We start from the raw sequence: 19,630 nt of genomic DNA, 5'->3' as shown, positions 1-19,630 counted from the left end.
ATTGATGGGTGCGAAGAGGATGTTCATGGACTCTTACGCACACATCTTTACTTGTACATACAAGCATATGCAATCAAGCGGCCAACTTTGCGCGCAAGGTTTGAAGATTTTTCCGGGACGAGGGTGGAAGCCTTGGAAAACAAGGCTTCGCAGCATGATGAATTTTCTTACGGGGGATTTTTACAGTGCGGGAGACTTGTCATCGAGGCAGGGCTTTGCGCCATGCTGGGGCGTTCGGTAACAAGTTGGTGCGGGAAGAGGGAAACAAAATGTGGGGGAAGAACCCCCCACCTGTTCAGGCGGCGGCAGTCAATTCGATAACGCAGCAACGGCCAGTCACGCTGACGTCCAGCAGGCCGGTGTTACCGTCCAGTTGCAGGCAGTCGTGACGGTTCAGCCGCTCACCGAGCACCTTCACTTCATCGGCCACGCTGAACACCAGCACGGTGTGCGCGGCACTGAAGAAACGCTGCGTGCCGTCCATCCATTGCAACCGCGCTTGATAGCGCTGCGGCGAATAGATGAGGTTGAAATCGCGGATCGGCCCGCCGATCAAGCGGCAGGACACCTGGCTGTCACCCTTGAACGGGAATGGCTGCAGCGGTAACAACCCGAGCTGTTCCTCGCCATCCACCGTCAGCACCATGCCCGAGCCTTGCAGCACGGTGATAATGCGCTGGTACCCGGCAAAGGTGGAGAACCCGCCCGACTCGGCGATATCGGCAATCGACAGGCGCCAGCCGAAACCGTCCAGGCCCTCCCCCGCGTCACGGGTGATCTCTTCAGTGCTGCCGCCGCCGTTTTTCCACGGCATGCGAATGTAATCGGTAGCGCGCCAGACTTTCATCGAACTCATTTACTGAAACGTCCTTCCAGGCTATGACGGGAACCGGGGTGGATCAAACGTGCGGCCGTGACCGGCTGGCGGCCAGACCAGGTGCGGCGGCGAATCAGCAGGCACGGCTCGCTGGTTTCGATTTGCAGCAGCTTGCATTCGTCGGCGTCGGCCAGGATCGCCTCGACCACGTGCTCGCCTTCGGTCAGCGGCGCCACCTGGTTGAGGTAGGCATAGGGCGTTTGCTGGGTGAAATCCTGCTGCAGGTATTCCGGTGCTACCAGGGCGTTGACGAAACGGTCTTCGATTTGCACCGGAATGTCGTTTTCGTAGTGCACGATCAACGAGTGGAACACCCGCCCGCCTTCGCGCATTTCCAGCGCGACGGCGCGCTCGGAACCGGCGGCTTCTTCCCCGAGGGTAATGACCTTGCACGTATGGCGATGACCGCGGGAGGCGATCTCATCGGCAATGTTGTGCACTTCAAACAGCGCCGACTGGCTCTTGGGCTCGGCGACAAAGGTGCCCACACCTTGCATGCGTACCAGCAGGCCTTCGGCAGTCAACTCGCGCAGGGCGCGGTTGATGGTCATGCGGCTGAAGCCCAACTGGTTGACCAGTTCGCTCTCCGAAGGCACGCGATAATGCGGCGGCCAGTTGCCGTTGAGAATCTGCTGGCTGATCATCTGTTTGACGCGGGCATACAAGGGCGCCGGACTTTCGTCCATGTGGGCAGCCAGTGGAGACTTGGCGGGCGGAGTCGACACAGGAAATCCTTGTAGGTGAAAAAGAAGCATAGCTTGCCGGAGTTTACCGAGCAGGCAAACGTCTGTATATGTATATACAAATAAACACACGACCGGGGTGCCTGAATCATGTCCGCTTTCTTTGCCGAACGCGCGCTGCTGCCTAATGGATGGGCCAACGATGTACGTCTTGAAGTCAGCGCCGATGGCCTGCTGACCAAGGTTGAGCCCAATGCCAGTGCAGACGGTGCCGAACGGCTCAGGGGCCCCGTGCTGGCGGGCATGCCGAACCTGCATTCCCACGCTTTCCAGCGCGCAATGGCCGGGCTGGCGGAAGTGGCCGGCAACCCGAATGACAGTTTCTGGACCTGGCGCGACCTGATGTATCGGATGGTCGGCAAGATCCGCCCCGACCAGTTGCAGGTCATCGCGCACCAGTTGTATATCGAAATGCTCAAGGCCGGCTACACCTCGGTGGCCGAATTTCACTACGTGCACCACGACGTCAGCGGCCAGCCCTATGCCGACCCTGCGGAGCTGTCGCGGCAAATCAGCCAGGCCGCCGCCAGCAGCGGTATCGGCCTGACGTTGTTGCCGGTGCTCTACAGCCACTCCGGTTTCGGCGGCCAGGCCCCCAATGAAGGCCAGCGCCGCTTTATCAACAGCACCGAAAATTACCTGAGCCTGCAATCACGCCTGCAACCGATTCTGGCCGCGCAACCGGCACAACGGCTGGGCCTGTGTTTCCACTCGCTGCGCGCCGTCACACCGCAACAGATCAGCGAAGTGCTGGCCGCCAGCGACAAGGCGTGCCCGGTGCATATCCACATCGCCGAGCAGCAGAAGGAAGTCGACGACTGCCTGGCCTGGAGCGGCCAGCGCCCGCTGCAATGGTTGTATGACCATGTTGAAGTGGATCAGCGCTGGTGCCTGGTGCACGCCACCCACGCCAATCCGGAAGAAGTGACGTTGATGGCCAGGAGCCGGGCGATTGCCGGGTTGTGCCTGACCACTGAAGCCAACCTGGGCGACGGGATTTTCCCGGCGGTGGACTTCCTGGCCCAGGGCGGGCGCATGGGGATTGGTTCCGACAGCCATGTATCACTGAGCGTGGTGGAAGAATTGCGCTGGCTGGAATATGGGCAGCGGCTGCGGGACCAGCGGCGCAACCGGCTGTATCGCAGCGATCAGCCGATGGTTGGGCGTACGCTGTTCGATGCCGCGCTGGACGGCGGTGCCGAAGCGTTGGGGCAGCCGATTGGGCGCCTGGAAGTTGGCAAGCGTGCGGACTGGCTGGTGCTGGACGGCAACGATCCGTACCTGGCGACAGCGAACGAAGACGGGATCCTCAATCGCTGGTTGTTTGCCGGTGGTGATCGCCAGGTGCGCGACGTGCTGGTCAACGGGAAGTGGGTGGTGCGCGACGGGCATCACGCCGCCGAAGAAGACAGCAGCCGGGCGTTTACCCAGGTCTTGCGGGATTTGCTGGGCTGACAGACGACACATAACAAATGTGGGAGCGGGCTTGCTCGCGAAAGCAGTGGATCAGTCAATACATCTGGTGACTGTCACACCGCCTTCGCGAGCAAGCCCGCTCCCACATTGGATTGGCGCTGTTTCGTATTACTGCGAGGTCTTCGCCATCTGCTTGTCCGACGTACGCCAGATCAAACGCGTGGTGTCATACCCCTGCTGCCGCGCCCTGCTCAGCAGGTCTTCGCGGGTGTCGGCGCTGACCGTCGGCGTGCGCGACAGCAACCACATGTAGCGCCGGCTCGGGCTGCCGACAATGGCGGTCTTGTAGTCATCGCTGACGTACAGCACCCAGTAATCGCCCTTGGCCACGCCCGGCAACAGCGAGGTGAACCAGTTATTGAATTCGACCCACAGTTTGTCGGTCTTGCCGGCGACCTGCGGCGTTGCGGTGCCCTTGGCTTCCTGCCACTTCCACTCAGGGGTCAGGCAGCGGTTGAACACCGACATGTTGCCATCGGGCAACAGTGTGTAGCGGGCTTCGGACTGCGCACAATTGCGCTGGAAGTACATCGGCAAACGGGCCAGCTCATACCAGGTGCCCTGGTAACGCTTGAGGTTGACGCTGCCAACAGTCTTGGGTTGCAGATCATCGCCAGAATGGCTGGCGCAGCCCGCCAAAAACAGGCTGGCGCAGAGGTATAGAACGAAACGCATCATGTTGTTTTTCTCCCGCAGGCTTTCGCCCCGGTTTACTTCAGGCCTTGCCCGGAAAAAATCAGTACTTTGTCACCGGCATATTGCACGCTGATAAAGCTGTTTTTATCGCCCCAGGTGCAACTGGACATACCCAGCGCGCCAGAACAATCAGTCGGCTTGCCCAACAACGACTCCACCTCGGCCTTTGGCATGCCGGCCGACAGTTTTGCGTAATTTTCTTGAGTGACCTTGCTGCAAGCGGCCAGAAGCACGCAAAACGACAACAGGGCGAGACGGCGTAACGACATGGAAAAACTCCTGGAGAGACGAAGCAGCTTGGGGGTCTGCCAGAAGCTTAGAAGGGAAAAGAGGTGTCTGGTTCCCGACGAGCGAAAACAAAAAAGCCCCGAAAACGCTGAAACGTTTCGGGGCTTTTGCTTACCGCAAGGACTTACGCCTTGTGGTAGCCGGTCACACGCTCAACTTCTTCCTTCGAACCCAGGAACACCGCTACGCGCTGGTGCAGGCCTTCAGGCTGGATGTCGAGGATGCGCTGGTGGCCGTCGGTGGACGCACCGCCCGCCTGTTCAACCAGGAACGACATCGGGTTGGCTTCGTACATCAGGCGCAGCTTGCCCGGCTTGGACGGCTCGCGGCTGTCGCGTGGGTACATGAACAGGCCACCACGGGTCAGGATGCGGTGCACGTCGGCAACCATCGCAGCCACCCAGCGCATGTTGAAGTTCTTCTTCAGCGGGCCTTCTTCGCCGGCCATCAACTCGCCTACATAGCGGGTAACCGGCTCTTCCCAGTGACGCTGGTTGGACATGTTGATTGCAAATTCCTGGGTGGACGCAGGAATGGTGATGTCTTCATGGGTGAGCACGAAGCTGCCCATTTCGCGGTCCAGGGTGAAGCCCTTGACGCCGTCGCCCAGGGTCAGCACCAGCATGGTCTGTGGGCCGTAGATCGCGTAACCGGCAGCTACCTGCTCGGTGCCCGGCTGCAGGAAGGCCTTTTCGTTCAGGGCTTCGTTCTGGCTCAGGTATTCGTTCGGGCAACGCAGTACCGAGAAGATGGTGCCGACTGGCGCGTTGATGTCGATGTTCGACGAACCGTCCAGCGGGTCGAATACCAGCAGGTACGCGCCTTTCGGGTATTTGCCCGGGATCTGGTAGGCATTGTCCATTTCTTCGGACGCCATGCCGGCCAGGTGACCGCCCCACTCGTTGGCTTCGAGCAGGATTTCGTTGGAGATCACGTCAAGCTTCTTCTGCACTTCGCCTTGTACGTTTTCAGTGCCCATGCTGCCCAGGACACCACCCAGCGCGCCTTTGGACACGGCGTGGCTGATTTCCTTGCAAGCACGCGCCACCACTTCGATAAGGAAGCGCAGATCGGCAGGCGTGTTGTTGCTGCGGGTCTGCTCGATCAAATAGCGACTCAGGGTAACGCGGGACATGGAAGGCTCCGGAAATGGGGGGCTAAAAACCCGCGCAGTTTAACGCGAGTCGGGGCGTATTTCCTCCTATCAGAGGATTTAAACCCAATAGAGTTCATGGACTTTATTTAACGTGCCACCGGTGGCTTGCGCAGCAAACTGTAGGCCATGGCGCCCAGGGCCGCCACACCGAGCAGCAGCACGGCCCAAAGACCGAGCTTTTTCCAGTTCGGCCCGGCATCAACCGGGGCCGCGACCGCAGCCGATGTAACCACCGCCTCGCCCGCCACCTTGGCCTGCCCAAGCCCCGCGAGGCGTTCGGCGCTGTAGTCCGGAATCAGGGTCGACAGCGGCAAGTTCGCGCCTTTCACCGACGGATTGCCGAGCACAAGGGTGAACGGTGGCTCGCCCCGCGCCAGGAACACCAACTGCGTGGCCCGCACCGCAAAGCTCAAGGTCGGCGCCTCCACGCCCAGGCCACCACCACGCTCGTCCACGTCGAGCTTGAGCTGCGCAACAGCCTGGCCCGGCAACTGCAGTTCGTTCTGTAAAACGTCCTGGCCATTTTGTGTCAACCGGTAGAGCAAACCGCTGCTCATGGGCTGCCAGGCCTGATTACTTTCCCGGCGGCCCGACAAGGTGACCGGCGCCAGGCTGTTGGGTTGGCTCAAGTCGATTCGCAAGCGTTCGACGTTCAGTGCGTTGGGTAACTGCCAGCTGTATTCCCCGGCCTTGAGCCGGCTGCCCGACAACGGCTGCGACCACACCAGCGGCAACGGCAGGTTGTGGGCGCTGACACTCTCCAACTGCGCCGACGTCAGCGCCGGTGCCGCCTGGCCTTTCCACAGCAGACGCAGATACCGCGCCGACTGCCCCGGCAAACTCACTTCATGCTGCTCGACGCGCTCATCGGCAAACGACAACCGCGCCACCTGCCCTTCGCCCCAGGCGCGCCAGTGCTGCAAGTCGTCGCTGGCTTCGATGCTGAAACGCTGGAAGCCGTCGCGCTCGCTCGTCCAGTCGAGGATCAGTTGCTGCAACGGGGCCTTGATCGCACTCGCATCGAGCAGCCAGCCGCGCAGCACTTCTTCGCCGGCCTCCAGTTGGCTCGGCGGCTGCACTTGCACCAGCGTGCCGGTGGACGTGGATTGCACACGCACGCTGGGCACGGCTTCGGAGGAGTCAGCCGCAGCGTACAACGGGAACCACTTCACGTTGGACAGGCTGCGGCTTTCGGTGCTTTGCGCCGACTGCCGCGCCAGTGCGTAAGCCTGGGGCTCGCCAGCGGCGTTGAACACCCGCACATCACCCAGGTCGGCCTGACGGGCGCTCAATTGCACCGCCAGCGGCAGTTCCAGGCGGTACCACGGGCCTTCGCCACTGACCGTCAGCGGCACCCGCGTGGTGAAATCGGCGGGCGTCTCCTGGGCCCAGGCCGATAACGTCGTGCACAACCCCAACAGCGCCACACTCAACTTGCCCATCAAGAAGCCACTCCTTCAGTTTCAACCACCGGCTCGGGGCGCTTGGGGGGCAGCGGGGCGAAATAGCCCACCACCAGCAACAGCCCGCCCACACCGATAAACGATACGATCCGCGCCAGCCCGCCACGGTTGCTCAATTCGACGAAGAACAATTTGGCCACCACCACGGCAATCAATGCCGCACCGATCAGCCACACCTCACGCCGGTGACGCAGATGGCCGCCGATCATCAGGCTCAGGGCAATCAGGGTCCACACTATCGACAGCCCGGCCTGCACCAGCATCGACTCCAGCAACGCATCCAGATGGAACGGCACGCCACCCCAGTGATGAGCCGTGCGCATCACCAGCGCAGTGAAGAAGGCGAACAACGAGACACCGGAGACCGCCTGGGCGACCAGTTCGGCGCGCGGCCCGCGTTGCGGTGCGGCACTGCGGGACCACAGGTACACACCCAACAGCGCGAATAGCAATCCAATATCCAGCGGGTTAAGCAGCGGCACATACGGCAGCGGCTCGGCGGTGCCGTCGCTGAAGATATTCGCCAGCCAGAACCAGCCGAGCATCAACACCGCCAGCGGCAACGCGGCATACAACCGGTACTCGCGCGGGTACGCCGACACCGGCCACGGCCAACTGCGTGGCGCGGCGGCCAGCACCAGGTATAGGCTCGGCAGGATCGCCCAGCCCAGCCAGCGCCAGGCGTTGTATTCCTCGGACAGCAGCAACAGGCCGTAGCGCAGCTCCAGCGCCAGCACGCCGATCAGCAGCCAGCAACCAAGCACATGCGCGGCGCCCAGGGCTTTCTCCGGAATGACCGAAGCCAGGCGTCGCAGCGACACGAAGTGCACCGCAAACACCGCTGCCCATGCCAGCCAGGCGAAGTTCGCCGCCGGGTGATAACGCGAGCCCCACGCGCCCAGCAACACCACGCCCACCGCCGGCATCAACAGCGTGCACAGCAAGCCCAGCGACGCCCATTGCAGCCTCAGGGCCAATACCGCCCAGATCGCCACACTCACCGCCGCTACCGCCAACAGCCAGGTGCCTTGCAGCATCGACGGTGCAAAACGCAGCACTTCGCTGACCAACGCCAGCGTCCACCAACCCGCACCCCACACCAGCAGCACGTCGGACAGCCGCTGCAAACTCAACGCCTCGAACACCGGCGCATGAGGCCTGCGCTGCAAGCGCCAGGCACCGACCAGCGCCGCCAGCCCGAGCACCATTGGCGTCCAGAAACCGCTATGGCCCAAAGGACGCAAGCCTTCGCTGGTCAGCGGCCCGAGCAGGTCCGGCACCGCGATCAGGAACGAAGCGCCGCCGATCACTTGCAGCAACAACCCGAAGACAAAACTGACGCGCTGTTGCAGGTACAGGCTCAGCCAGATGATCAACAAACCACTGGCCGCCCACACGCCGCTGGCGGTCTCCCACGGCAGCACAAACAGCACCGCCAGGTTGATCAGCACCAACCCGGCGAGCAACACCACCGACAGGCCACGCAACAACCGCACATCGCTGCGCACCATGGTGTCCCGCGCGGCCAGCAGCATGCCGCCGATCAATGCCAGGCCAATCAGCGATGCGGTGAGCAAGCCGCTCCAGCCCGCACTGAACACCGCGCCTGAATCAGCACCCGCTTGCAGGCGCAGCAGGAACAGCGCACCACCCAGCAGTTGCACGGCAAACGCGGTGAAGAGGAACGTACGCGAGCCGATGCGCAGGCCCACCAGCAAGGTCGCAAGACCGGCAAGCGCCCAACTGATGGCCGTGCCTTGGGTCCACAGCAGCAACGGTGCGAGCAGGTACAAGAAGCCCAGGCCCACACTGGCCAATACCGGCAAACCTCGACGCTCCCACTGCGCCGCGTGCTCCACCGGCGCCTTGCGCAATTGGTCGAAACTGAACAGCAAGGCCGCCCCCAGCAACAACGCACCCAAGGGTGCACCGTCCAGCAGGCTGGTCTCGCCAATGCGCAATTCGCTGAGGAACGCCAGCGCCGAACCGACTTGCAACAGCAAGCCAAACGCCCGCGCCAAAGGCCGCTGCTGACGCAGGCCGAGCCAGAAAATCCCGGCGCCTTCCACGGCCCAGGCCGCCGCGGTCCAGCGTGCGTCGAGGCCCAACGGAATCGCCAGGCTGGCGAAGATCACACCCAGCGCCAGGCAGGTTTCCGCCAGCAGCAAGGCGCGCCCGCCACTCAGCAAACGAGCCAGGCCCATATAGATGATGCCCAGGGCCAGCGCGCTGAACGCAGCGGCAAATTCCAGGTGCTGCACCAGCGCAAACTGCAAACCGAAGCCCACCAGCGGCGGACCGAACAGCATGCTGCCGTCGACATAATCGCCCTTGGCCGCCGACCAGCGCAGCAACGCGCCACGGCTGTCATCGTCCGGCGCGTCGCGCATCTCCAGCAACTTGCGCCGGGCGAACAACAGGCCGATGCCCAGGTACATCAGGAAAAATAGAATCAGGAACGGCTCGGTGCTCCACAGCAGCTCCGGTGTATAGGAGCGCATGCCCCAGGCGAAGCCGATGCCGAAGGTGCCGACAAAACCGATCAAATTGAGCAGGCGCCAGGCCTTGAACCAGGCGATGGCGAGAATGCCTGCGTTGAGCAGGGCGAAATAGCTGAACAGCGCCACATGGTTGCCGGCGCCGGTGGACGTGAGGATCGGTGCCGCAAAACCGCCGAGTGCAGCGGCGCAGGCCAGGCCGAGGGCGTCCTGGGTAATCGCCAGGATCGCCGAGAAAACGGTGACCGCCACCAGCAAGCCGAGTGCCGCGCCGGGGTCGAGCAGCGGGTGCAGGCGCATCGCGGCGAACACCGTGAGGTACAACACCGCAATGCCGGTGCCCTGCAGCATCAACCCGTAATTACTGTTGCGCAGCCGCAGCCACCAACCCAGGCCCAGCAGTGCCAATGCGCAACCGGCGACACCTGCGTAACGCAACTCGATTGGCACCACCATGCCTTCAGTGGCATAGCGCAGCAGGAAGGCCAGGCCGAGGAACAACAACACCACGCCGACCCGCAGCACGGTGTTGCCACCGAACAGCCAGTTGCGGGCACCGCTGATTGCGCGCTCGATAAAGTTGGGGCCGCGAGGCACCGCAGGCGCGGCAGGCTGTTCAGGGATTTTCGCGCTCGGTTCGGCCCGCCACACATCAGCCGGCAATGGCTGGCTGGGTTCGGCCACCACACTTGCGTAGGCAGGTTCCAGTTCGGCGGGTAATTCCCAGACGAGTTCAGGCGGCGCCGCTACCGGCAGCGGCTCTTCGACAAACACAGGTCCGGCGGTTTCAACGGCGGCAGGCCTTTCCAGCAAGGCCAGGCGTTGCTCGACCACTTTCAGGGCGTTGCGGGCAGACTCCAGCTGACGGCCTTGTTCCTCCGTACGCGAGGCGAGCATCGACAGGCGGATCGCCTGGCCAATGCCCAAACCGAGCAGCGCACCAATGCCCGCATCACTGAACGACTCGTCGAGTGTCCAGCCGAGCACCAGGCCAATCAGCATGAAAATCCATTGCATGGTCGATATCCCTAAGCAGCCCGAAGCGGGCAAAGGCGATGCTCAGTATATCGACACGGACCCCATGTGGGAGCGGGCTTGCTCGCGAAGGCGGTGGATCAGTCACAAATTTGTCGACTGACGCTGCGCTTTCGCGAGCAAGCCCGCTCCCACATTTTTTATTGCAGTGTCTAATCCAACGCTTTCCAGATTTCCGTCGCGTATTCGCGGATGGTCCGGTCCGACGAGAACCAGCCCATGCGCGCGGTATTGAGCACCGCCGAACGCCACCATTCCTTGGAGTCGTGCCAATGGGCCTCGACCCGCGCCTGGGCATCCCAGTAGGAATCGAAGTCGGCACAGACCAGGAAGCGGTCGTAGTCGATCAGCGAATCCACCAACCCGGCATAACGGCCCGGATCATCCGGTGAGAACACCCCGCCACGAATCGCTTGCAGCACATCATTCAAGCGATGGGACGCGGCAATCTCTGGCCCGGCGTTGAACTCGCCCGCGTGTTTGCGCGCTTCCACCTGCTGGGCGCTGAGGCCGAAGATGAACATGTGGTCGGCACCCACGCGCTCGTGCATCTCGACGTTGGCGCCGTCCATGGTGCCGATGGTCAGCGCGCCGTTGAGGCCGAATTTCATGTTGCTGGTGCCCGAGGCTTCAAAGCCAGCGGTGGAAATCTGCTCCGACAAGTCGGCCGCCGGAATGATGCTTTCCGCCAGGCTGACGTTGTAGTTGGGCAGGAATACCACCTTGAGCAACCCGCGCACGGTAGGGTCGTTGTTGACGGTACGGGCGATGTCGTTGGTCAGCTTGATGATCAGCTTGGCCTGGTGATAGCTGGCCGCGGCCTTGCCGGCGAAGATCTTCACCCGCGGCACCCAGTCGGTGCCCGGCTCGGCCCGGATCGCCTGGTACAGCGCGACGGTGTGCATCAGGTTCAGCAGCTGGCGCTTGTACTCGTGGATCCGCTTGACCTGCACATCGAACATCGCCGCCGGGTTGACCGAAATCCCCAGGCGCTCGTGAATGATGTCGGCCAGTGCCCGCTTACTGTGCAGCCGCTGTTCGGCGAAGGCCTTGCGAAAGGCTTGCTTCTCGGCAAACGGTTCCAGGTCTGCCAGGCGCTGTTCGGGGTTATCCAGCACGTCCGGGCCCAGTGCCTCCACCAGCATCGCCGTGAGCTTGGGGTTGGCCTGGTACAGCCAGCGGCGGAAGGTAATGCCGTTGGTTTTGTTGTTGATGCGGTCCGGGTAGAGCTTGTGCAGTTCGGAGAACACCGTGCTGCGCATCAGTTGAGTGTGCAGGCCGGATACGCCGTTGACACTGTGGGAGCCGAGGAACGCCAGGTTGCCCATGCGTACGCGGCGACCGTTGTCTTCTTCGATCAGCGAGACGGCACGCAGCACGTCGAAGTCATGGATGCCCTTGGCCCGCAGCGAGTCGATATGCTGGGCGTTGATCAGGTAGATGATCTGCATGTGCCGCGGCAGCATGCGCTCCATCAGGCCGACCGGCCAGGTTTCCAACGCCTCGGGGAGCAAGGTGTGGTTGGTGTACGAAAGGGTTTCGACGGTGACGTCCCAGGCGGCATCCCACGGGATGTCGTGCAGGTCCACCAACTGACGCATCAACTCGGCCACCGCGATCGAGGGGTGAGTGTCGTTGAGCTGGATGGCCGCGTGCTCGCCCAGGCTCAATACCGAGCCGTGCATGTTCTTGTGGCGACGCAGCAGATCCTGCAACGAGGCGGAGACGAAGAAGTACTCCTGGCGCAGGCGCAGCTCCTGCCCTGCTTCGGTGCTGTCGGCCGGGTAAAGCACTCGGGAGATGCTTTCGGCGCGGGCCACTTCGGCGACGGCGCCCAGGTGGTCACCGGCGTTGAAGCGCTCCAGGTGCAGGTCTTCGACGGCCCGGGCGCGCCACAGGCGCAGGGTGTTGACGCTGGCGCCGCGCCAGCCGACGACCGGGGTGTCATACGCCACCGCGCGTACGGTTTCATTCGGCGACCAGACCTGGATCGACTTGCCGGACGCGTCCAGCACGGTTTCCACACCACCGCCAAAGCCGATCGGGTAGATCACTTCGGCGCGCTCGAACTCCCAGGGGTTGCCGAAATCCAGCCAGCGTTCGGTTTGCTCCTGCTGCCAGCCATCGACAATCGCCTGGCGAAACAGCCCGTGCTCATACCGAATGCCATAGCCATGGCCGGCGATGCCCAGGGTCGACATGCTTTCCATGAAGCAGGCCGCCAGGCGGCCAAGGCCACCGTTGCCCAGGGCCGCGTCGGGCTCCAGCAGGCGAATGCGCTCCATGTCCACACCCAACTCGCTCATGGCCTCACGGGCCACGTCCAGCAAGCCAAGGTTGCTCAGGCTGTCGTAGAGCAGACGGCCGATCAGGAATTCCAGCGAGAGGTAATAGACCCGCTTCTGTCCCTTGCGGTAGATGTGCCGCGTGTGGTCCATCCAGTGGTCGACCATGTGGTCGCGGGCGGCCAGTGCGATGGCTTCGAACCAATCGTGGTCGAAGGCGTGGTCGGGGTCCTTGCCCACCGCATAGGTAAGTTTGGTCAAGACGGCATCGCGAAATGCGGCTACCTCTGCTTCTCGTACAAGCGGTTCCTGAGACATCGATGCGACCTCGGGCGAGATAGAAGGAGTTGCTAGAGCCTAGACGGTCTGACAGACGGTAGACGCTCTGGTTCGGCAGTTTTTTAACTCATTCACCTTTGCGGGAATTTGATGCAGGGGCCGTGCCCGTTTGTGGCCCGGCACAGCCTTCGAGCTGAAAGCTGGAAGATATTGTTCAAAAAACCACCAGTTCCGGTATGATCCCGCGCCGGATAACACCCCTCTTGGAAACCTGATGAAGCCTCAACTGATCGCCGCCGCGGAACTCGACCGTCTCGAGACCTGGCAGAAATACTCAAGCCATATGTGTGGCGGCTGTGTGTCGAGCTGCTGCACCCTGCCGGTTGAGGTGAAGATCAAGGACCTGATCCGCATCGGCATCGTCGATGAGTTCGAGCGTGGCGACCCGCCGAAGAACATCGCCAAGCGCTTGCAGAAGGAAGGCATCGTCGAGCGCTTCAACGCCAAATCCGAGATCTTCACCCTGCAGCGCATGAGCAACAACGATTGCCTGTACCTGGATCGTAAGAGCCGCTTCTGCACTATTTATGACAAGCGCCCGGATACTTGCCGCAATCACCCGAAAATCGGGCCGCGCCCGGGGTATTGCGCGTACAAGCCGAAGGAAGTGGTGCGCGAGACCAGGTTCAAGACCCTCGACAAGTTCTGATCCAGATTCTTTATTGCTTGAACTACCGCTTTCGCGAGCAAGCCCGCTCCCACACTTGACCTCATTCATCCTGAAAAAACGCGGTCGAATGTGGGAGCGGGCTTGCTCGCGAAGGGGCCCGCACAGTCACTACAGATATTGCAGGCATAAAAAAACGCCCCCGGCCTTTCGACCGGGGGCGTTTTTCATTCAGCCTGAGTTAACTCAGTTCTTGGCTTTCTTGGCAGCGCGGGTACGCTCGCCTTCGTCCAGGATCTTCTTACGCAGGCGGATCGACTTAGGCGTAACTTCGCACAGCTCGTCGTCCTGGATGAATTCCAGAGCCTGTTCCAGGGTGAAGCGAACAGGTGGAACCAGAGCGATGGTTTCGTCTTTACCCGAAGCACGCATGTTGTCGAGCTTCTTGCCTTTGGTTGGGTTGACGCCCATGTCGTTGTCACGGCTGTTCAGGCCAACGATCTGACCGTTGTAGATCTCTTGACCGTGTTCAACGAACAGCTTGCCACGCGCCTGGAGGGTTTCCAGGGAGTAGGTCAGCGCCTTGCCGGTTTCTACCGATACCAGAACACCGTTCTGACGACCGGACATGTCGCCGGACTTCATGGTGTCGTAGCGATCGAAGATCGAGGTCAGGATGCCAGCACCGTTGGTCAGGGTCAGGAACTGGTTACGGAAACCGATCAGACCACGAGCAGGGATGTTGTATTCCAGACGCACACGGCCTTTGCCATCCGGCACCATGTTGGTCAGGTCGCCCTTACGCAGGCCCATCTCTTCCATGACCTTGCCCTGGGATTCTTCAGGGGTGTCGATGGTGACGTTTTCAAACGGTTCCTGCTTCACGCCGTCAACCTGACGGATGATCACTTCAGGACGACCAACGCCCATTTCGAAGCCTTCGCGACGCATGGTTTCGATCAGTACCGAGAGGTGCAGCTCACCACGGCCGGAAACCTTGAACTTGTCAGCCGAGTCGCCTTCTTCAACGCGCAGAGCAACGTTGTACAGCAGCTCTTTGTCCAGACGTTCCTTGATGTTACGGGAAGTCACGAACTTGCCTTCTTTACCGCAGAAAGGCGAGTCGTTTACCTGGAAGGTCATGGAAACGGTTGGCTCGTCAACGGTCAGAGGCTTCATCGCCTCGACGTTGTCCGGCTGGCACAGGGTGTCGGAGATGAACAGCGAGTCCATACCGCTCACACACACGATGTCACCGGCAAACGCTTCTTCAACGTCGATGCGGTGCAGGCCGTGGTGACCCATCAGCTTCAGGATACGACCGTTGCGCTTCTTGCCGTCGGCGCCGATGGCGACCACCGGAGTGTTCGGCTTGACGCTACCACGAGCGATACGGCCAACACCGATAACACCCAGGAAGCTGTTGTAGTCCAGTGCCGAGATTTGCATCTGGAACGGGCCTTCACGGTCAACTTTCGGAGCCGGTACGTTGTCGACGATCGACTGGTACAGCGGGGTCATGTCTTCAGCCATGTCGGTGTGTTCCAGACCGGCAATGCCGTTCAGGGCCGAGGCGTAAACGACTTTGAAGTCCAGCTGTTCTTCGGTGGCACCCAGGTTGTCGAACAGGTCGAAGATCTGGTCCAGAACCCAGTCCGGACGCGCGCCTGGACGGTCAACCTTGTTGATGCACACGATCGGACGCAGGCCGGCTTCGAAAGCCTTCTTGGTCACGAAACGGGTTTGCGGCATAGGGCCGTCTTGAGCGTCAACCAGCAGCAGAACGGAGTCAACCATCGACATTACGCGTTCAACTTCGCCGCCGAAGTCGGCGTGGCCCGGGGTATCCACGATGTTGATGTGGTAGCCGTTCCAGTTGATGGCGGTGTTTTTCGCCAGAATGGTAATACCGCGCTCTTTCTCCTGGTCGTTGGAGTCCATCACGCGCTCGTCGTTGAGCTCGTTGCGCTCCAGGGTGCCGGATTGACGCAAGAGTTTGTCTACCAGGGTGGTCTTACCATGGTCAACGTGAGCAATGATGGCGATGTTGCGTAGATTTTCGATCACTTGTGTATCTCGATCAGAGGATTCGGTGTGCTGACAGGTCGTGGCAGCGATTAACAGTAGAGTCAGGCCTTGCCGTTACAGCTTGACGGCAGAGTCGGGGGGCCGGTGACGCAGGCCACAGGCAAACAGCCCCGGGCTCTTAGCTCGGTCGATAAACGCGCACATTGGCATGCCCCTCACTGAGCAAATGGTGGGCATGCAGGCGACTCATCACGCCTTTGTCGCAATACAACAGGTACTGACGGCTGTCATCCAGTTCCTTGAAACGCGCATTCAATGCATAGAACGGCAGCGTTTGTACGTCGATGCCAGCAATTTCCAGCGGCTCGTCTTCAGCGGCATCCGGGTGACGGATGTCGATGATGATCTGACCGGCCAGAGCCTCGCTGACTTCTTCGATCTGCAAATCCTGGCCCAATTCGTCGATAACCCGATCGATCGGCACCAGCTTGGCGTTCTCAAGCGCACGCTCGAGCACCGCCATATCGAACTGTTGTTCTTCGTACTCCACGCGGTTGCGCTTGGCGTGGGTCTTGGGGTTCACCGAGATGACCCCGCAATATTCCGGCATGTGCTTGGCGAAATCCGCCGTGCCGATCTGGGTCGCCAGGTCGATGATGTCTTGCTTGTGACTGGCGATCAGCGGGCGCAGTACCAGCTTCTCGGTCACAGAGTCGATCAACGACAGGTTCGGCAGGGTCTGGCTGGACACCTGGGAAATCGCTTCACCGGTGACCAGTGCGTCGATTTCCAGCCGATCCGCGATTCGGGACGCAGCGCGTAACATCATACGCTTCAATACTACGCCCATATGACTGTTATCGACTTTCCCGAGAATTTCTCCCAGGACTTCCTCGAACGGTACGCTGACAAACAGCACCCGTTGCGAGCTGCCGTACTTCTTCCAGATGTAATGCGCGACTTCCATCACGCCCAATTCGTGTGCACGCCCGCCCAGGTTGAAGAAGCAGAAGTGGCTCATCAGCCCGCGGCGCATGATCTGGTAGGCCGCGACAGTGGAATCGAAACCGCCGGACATCAATACCAGGGTCTGTTCCAGGGCACCCAGCGGGTAGCCGCCGATGCTGTCGTGCTGGCTGTGGATCACAAACAACCGTTGGTCGCGAATTTCCATCCGCACTTCAATTTGCGGCTCTTTCAGGGAAATTCCGGCAGCGCCGCACTCGCGACGCAGCTTGCTGCCCACGTATTTCTCGACATCCATGGAGCTGAACGGGTGCTTGCCGGCGCGTTTGCAACGCACTGAAAACACCTTGCCTGCCAGCACATCGCCGTAGTGCTGCTTGCACTTTTCGGTGATGTCGTCGAAGTCGCCCAGCGGGTACTCGTCGACCTGCAGGAAATGCGCGATGCCTGGCACGCAGCTCAGGCGCTCGGTCATGTCCTTCAGGGCCTTGGGGTCTGTGAGGCGGGTTTCCAGCTCGAGATTGTCCCACACACCATTCACCACCACAGCCGGGTCCAGATCGCGGAGCACGGCACGGATGTTCTTGGCCAATTGACGGATGAAACGCATCCGTACCGGTCGGCTCTTGATGGTGATCTCGGGGAAGACTTTAACGATTAATTTCATGAAAACAGCGCGCGCAGGCCCAGCCGAAAAAGGGGGGCGCGGATTATAGCGGAAATCGCTCAAGGTTTAACCAGTTAATATGCAACTGACCTTTCGCGCACCAAAACGGGTCATAAACCAAAATAAGCGCTACATTGCGGTGCGCAATTTCTTCCGTTTCAGCGGATTGCACCTTTATAGGGGCGTTTTTGTGGCAAAAAACCCATGTCGGGGCACTGGCATGCAATTTGCTCTCTTGTGAGGCAGGTTGCCTTGGTCGAGTATTCGCGCCGGCATCACCCACATTCTAAGGGCTACTCCACTACCCCAGCCCGAAGCCACCCGGAGGACACTATGTCGAAGTCGGTTCAACTCATCAAAGATCATGACGTCAAATGGATTGATCTGCGCTTCACGGACACCAAAGGCACTCAGCACCACGTGACCATGCCGGCTCGCGACGCGCTGGATGACGCCTTCTTCGAAGAAGGTAAAATGTTCGACGGCTCCTCCATTGCCGGCTGGAAAGGCATCGAAGCTTCCGACATGATCCTGATGCCGGACGACAGCACTGCCGTACTCGACCCGTTCACCGAAGACCCAACCTTGATCATCGTCTGCGACGTGATCGAGCCTTCGACCATGCAGGGCTACGACCGTGACCCACGTGCGATCGCCAAGCGTGCCGAGGAATACCTGAAGTCGACCGGTATCGGCGACACCGTATTCGTAGGTCCAGAACCAGAATTCTTCATCTTTGATTCGGTCAAGTTCAAGTCCGACATCTCTGGCTCCATGTTCAAGATCTTCTCCGAACAAGGTTCGTGGATGTCCGACCAGGACGTGGAAGGCGGCAACAAAGGCCACCGTCCAGGTATCAAAGGCGGCTACTTCCCGGTTCCTCCGTTCGACCACGACCACGAAATCCGTACCTCCATGTGCAACGCCATGGAAGAGATGGGCCTGGTCATCGAAGTTCACCACCACGAAGTGGCGACTGCCGGCCAGAACGAAATCGGCGTGAAGTTCAACACCCTGGTTGCCAAGGCTGACGAAGTTCAGACCCTGAAGTACTGCGTACACAACGTGGCTGATGCCTACGGCCGTACCGCTACCTTCATGCCTAAGCCTCTGTACGGCGATAACGGCTCGGGTATGCACGTTCACCTGTCCATCGCCAAAGAAGGCAAGAACACCTTCGCTGGCGAAGGTTATGCCGGCCTGTCCGACACTGCCCTGTACTTCATCGGCGGTATCATCAAGCACGGTAAGGCCCTGAACGGCTTCACCAACCCATCGACCAACTCCTACAAGCGTCTGGTCCCAGGTTTCGAAGCTCCGGTAATGCTCGCCTACTCGGCTCGCAACCGTTCCGCTTCGATCCGTATTCCTTACGTGTCCAGCCCTCGCGCTCGCCGTATCGAAGCCCGTTTCCCGGATCCGGCAGCCAACCCGTACCTGGCCTTCGCTGCCCTGGTAATGGCCGGCCTGGACGGTATCCAGAACAAGATCCACCCTGGCGATGCCGCCGACAAAAACTTGTACGACCTGCCGCCTGAAGAGGCCAAAGAGATCCCACAAGTATGCGGCAGCCTGAAAGAAGCCCTGGAAGAGCTGGACAAGGGCCGTGCGTTCCTGACCAAAGGCGGCGTGTTCAGCGACGACTTTATCGATGCCTACATCGCCCTGAAAAGCGAAGAAGAAATCAAGGTCCGCACCTTCGTACACCCACTGGAATACGAGCTGTACTACAGCTGCTGATCCGGTAGCGCTGCTTAACGTGGCGTGATGAAAAAGGCCTCCTTCGGGAGGTCTTTTTTTTGCCCGCAAAACCCTGTGGGAGCCGGCTTGCCCGCGAAAAATTCAAAGGCGCCGCATTTCTTCAATACTTACGCGTTATCGTTAACGACCTTCGCGAGCAAGCTCGCGCCTACAGAAGAGGGTTCTGCCTTGAAACTCAAAACTGGGTTCATCTTGCTGGCCATCAGCGCCAATGTATTCGCAGCACCACCCACTCTCGCCCCGCTGCTCGACAGCATTGCCGAACGCCTGGCGATTGCCGACCAGGTGGCCCTGAGCAAATGGGACAGCCACAAGCCCGTCGAAGACCGCCCACGGGAGCAGGACGTGATCGCCAGCGTCGTCGCCCAGGCGCCGAGCTACAAACTGGCACCGGCACAGGCCGAGCAGTTTTTCTCGGCCCAGATCGAGGCGAACAAACTGGTGCAGTACGCCCACCTTTCCGACTGGCAGCTGCAAGGCAAGGCGCCGAATGACCCACGCCCGGATCTGGTCGGCCAGATCCGCCCTAAACTGGACCTGCTGCAAAAACGCCTGCTGCAACAGCTGGCGGACTTCACCCCGGAGCGCACCAACCCGCAATGCCCGCAATGGCTGGCCCAGGCCAATCGCGCACCCGCCAAAGACGCGCTGCACCAGCTGGCAATGATCCGCGCCACCGCCGAGCTGTGCCTCTATAAAATCTAAAATTGCGAACGCCATCAAAAATGTGGGAGCGGGCTTGCTC

14 protein-coding genes are annotated in these 19,630 nt (G+C 60.7%); 4 read left to right on the top strand and 10 right to left on the bottom strand.

Annotation, left to right across the window (positions count from 1 at the left end; genetic code table 11):
• Nucleotides 1-295 precede the first annotated feature (295 nt).
• The gene (locus HX869_RS05015) at nucleotides 296-856 is read right to left on the bottom strand and encodes a HutD family protein (RefSeq protein ID WP_003217978.1); all 561 of its coding nucleotides are present in this window, start codon (nucleotides 854-856) and stop codon (nucleotides 296-298) included.
• Nucleotides 853-1,632, bottom strand: coding sequence for a histidine utilization repressor (hutC, locus tag HX869_RS05010; RefSeq protein WP_173406113.1), 780 nt, complete (start codon nucleotides 1,630-1,632; stop codon nucleotides 853-855). Before hutC ends, HX869_RS05015 begins: the two co-directional genes overlap by 4 nt.
• 78 nt (nucleotides 1,633-1,710) lie before the next feature.
• On the opposite strand from hutC, the gene HX869_RS05005 reads away from it, so the two are divergent.
• Entirely contained in the window at nucleotides 1,711-3,075 is a 1,365-nt protein-coding gene (locus HX869_RS05005) for a formimidoylglutamate deiminase (RefSeq protein WP_003217982.1), read from the top strand.
• A 129-nt stretch (nucleotides 3,076-3,204) separates the two neighbouring features.
• On the opposite strand, the gene HX869_RS05000 is transcribed toward HX869_RS05005, so the two are convergent.
• The 6 genes from HX869_RS05000 to HX869_RS04975 form a co-directional block, all read right to left on the bottom strand.
• Nucleotides 3,205-3,774: a lipocalin family protein gene (locus HX869_RS05000; protein WP_003217984.1), complete on the bottom strand. Its 570-nt coding sequence runs from the start codon at nucleotides 3,772-3,774 to the stop codon at nucleotides 3,205-3,207.
• Nucleotides 3,775-3,806: 32 nt separating this feature from the next.
• The gene (locus tag HX869_RS04995) at nucleotides 3,807-4,061 is read right to left on the bottom strand and encodes a hypothetical protein (protein WP_003217986.1); all 255 of its coding nucleotides are present in this window, start codon (nucleotides 4,059-4,061) and stop codon (nucleotides 3,807-3,809) included.
• A 143-nt stretch (nucleotides 4,062-4,204) separates the two neighbouring features.
• On the bottom strand, nucleotides 4,205-5,215 hold the full coding sequence (locus tag HX869_RS04990; protein WP_003217989.1) for a class 1 fructose-bisphosphatase: 1,011 nt from the start codon (nucleotides 5,213-5,215) through the stop codon (nucleotides 4,205-4,207).
• 107 nt (nucleotides 5,216-5,322) lie between these two features.
• Nucleotides 5,323-6,678, bottom strand: a complete 1,356-nt coding sequence (locus HX869_RS04985; protein WP_177054018.1) for a DUF3999 domain-containing protein — start codon at nucleotides 6,676-6,678, stop codon at nucleotides 5,323-5,325.
• On the bottom strand, nucleotides 6,678-10,214 hold the full coding sequence (locus HX869_RS04980) for a DUF2339 domain-containing protein (RefSeq protein WP_178902820.1): 3,537 nt from the start codon (nucleotides 10,212-10,214) through the stop codon (nucleotides 6,678-6,680). Before HX869_RS04980 ends, HX869_RS04985 begins: the two co-directional genes overlap by 1 nt.
• A 170-nt stretch (nucleotides 10,215-10,384) precedes the next feature.
• The gene (locus tag HX869_RS04975; RefSeq protein ID WP_003217995.1) at nucleotides 10,385-12,835 is read right to left on the bottom strand and encodes a glycogen/starch/alpha-glucan phosphorylase; all 2,451 of its coding nucleotides are present in this window, start codon (nucleotides 12,833-12,835) and stop codon (nucleotides 10,385-10,387) included.
• A 235-nt stretch (nucleotides 12,836-13,070) separates the two neighbouring features.
• On the opposite strand from HX869_RS04975, the gene HX869_RS04970 reads away from it, so the two are divergent.
• Nucleotides 13,071-13,505 (top strand): YkgJ family cysteine cluster protein, encoded by a 435-nt coding sequence (locus HX869_RS04970; protein ID WP_003217996.1) that lies wholly within the window; start codon nucleotides 13,071-13,073, stop codon nucleotides 13,503-13,505.
• A gap of 204 nt (nucleotides 13,506-13,709) precedes the next feature.
• Here the strand turns inward: HX869_RS04970 and typA are convergent, their stop codons facing one another.
• Both typA and thiI read right to left on the bottom strand, forming a co-directional pair.
• Entirely contained in the window at nucleotides 13,710-15,530 is a 1,821-nt protein-coding gene (gene typA, locus HX869_RS04965; protein WP_003217997.1) for a translational GTPase TypA, read from the bottom strand.
• 139 nt (nucleotides 15,531-15,669) lie between these two features.
• Nucleotides 15,670-17,124 carry a tRNA uracil 4-sulfurtransferase ThiI gene (thiI, locus tag HX869_RS04960; protein WP_023659343.1) on the bottom strand — a complete coding sequence of 485 codons (1,455 nt, stop codon included), beginning with the start codon at nucleotides 17,122-17,124 and terminating at the stop codon, nucleotides 15,670-15,672.
• Nucleotides 17,125-17,457: 333 nt separating this feature from the next.
• Between thiI and glnA the strand changes: the two genes are divergently transcribed.
• Nucleotides 17,458-18,864 carry a glutamate--ammonia ligase gene (gene glnA / locus HX869_RS04955; protein WP_003217999.1) on the top strand — a complete coding sequence of 469 codons (1,407 nt, stop codon included), beginning with the start codon at nucleotides 17,458-17,460 and terminating at the stop codon, nucleotides 18,862-18,864.
• 189 nt (nucleotides 18,865-19,053) lie between these two features.
• Nucleotides 19,054-19,590 (top strand): chorismate mutase, encoded by a 537-nt coding sequence (locus HX869_RS04950; RefSeq protein WP_178902819.1) that lies wholly within the window; start codon nucleotides 19,054-19,056, stop codon nucleotides 19,588-19,590.
• Nucleotides 19,591-19,630: the final 40 nt, after the last annotated feature.

The organism is Pseudomonas sp. P7779, assembly GCF_013386315.1.
GTDB lineage: Bacteria > Pseudomonadota > Gammaproteobacteria > Pseudomonadales > Pseudomonadaceae > Aquipseudomonas.
The sequence above is the reverse complement of the archived record's forward strand: the minus strand, read 5'-3'. Positions and strand labels throughout refer to the sequence as shown.

Coding starts and splice junctions, on each gene's coding strand:
- glnA (WP_003217999.1), top strand. CDS start 17,458: ATGTCGAAGTCGGTTCAACTCATCAAAGATCATGACGTCAAATGGATT.
- HX869_RS04975 (WP_003217995.1), bottom strand. CDS start 12,835: ATGTCTCAGGAACCGCTTGTACGAGAAGCAGAGGTAGCCGCATTTCGC.
- HX869_RS04990 (WP_003217989.1), bottom strand. CDS start 5,215: ATGTCCCGCGTTACCCTGAGTCGCTATTTGATCGAGCAGACCCGCAGC.
- HX869_RS05005 (WP_003217982.1), top strand. CDS start 1,711: ATGTCCGCTTTCTTTGCCGAACGCGCGCTGCTGCCTAATGGATGGGCC.
- HX869_RS04995 (WP_003217986.1), bottom strand. CDS start 4,061: ATGTCGTTACGCCGTCTCGCCCTGTTGTCGTTTTGCGTGCTTCTGGCC.
- HX869_RS04980 (WP_178902820.1), bottom strand. CDS start 10,214: ATGCAATGGATTTTCATGCTGATTGGCCTGGTGCTCGGCTGGACACTC.
- HX869_RS05015 (WP_003217978.1), bottom strand. CDS start 856: ATGAGTTCGATGAAAGTCTGGCGCGCTACCGATTACATTCGCATGCCG.
- hutC (WP_173406113.1), bottom strand. CDS start 1,632: ATGCTTCTTTTTCACCTACAAGGATTTCCTGTGTCGACTCCGCCCGCC.
- HX869_RS04985 (WP_177054018.1), bottom strand. CDS start 6,678: ATGGGCAAGTTGAGTGTGGCGCTGTTGGGGTTGTGCACGACGTTATCG.
- HX869_RS04970 (WP_003217996.1), top strand. CDS start 13,071: ATGAAGCCTCAACTGATCGCCGCCGCGGAACTCGACCGTCTCGAGACC.
- thiI (WP_023659343.1), bottom strand. CDS start 17,124: ATGAAATTAATCGTTAAAGTCTTCCCCGAGATCACCATCAAGAGCCGA.
- HX869_RS05000 (WP_003217984.1), bottom strand. CDS start 3,774: ATGATGCGTTTCGTTCTATACCTCTGCGCCAGCCTGTTTTTGGCGGGC.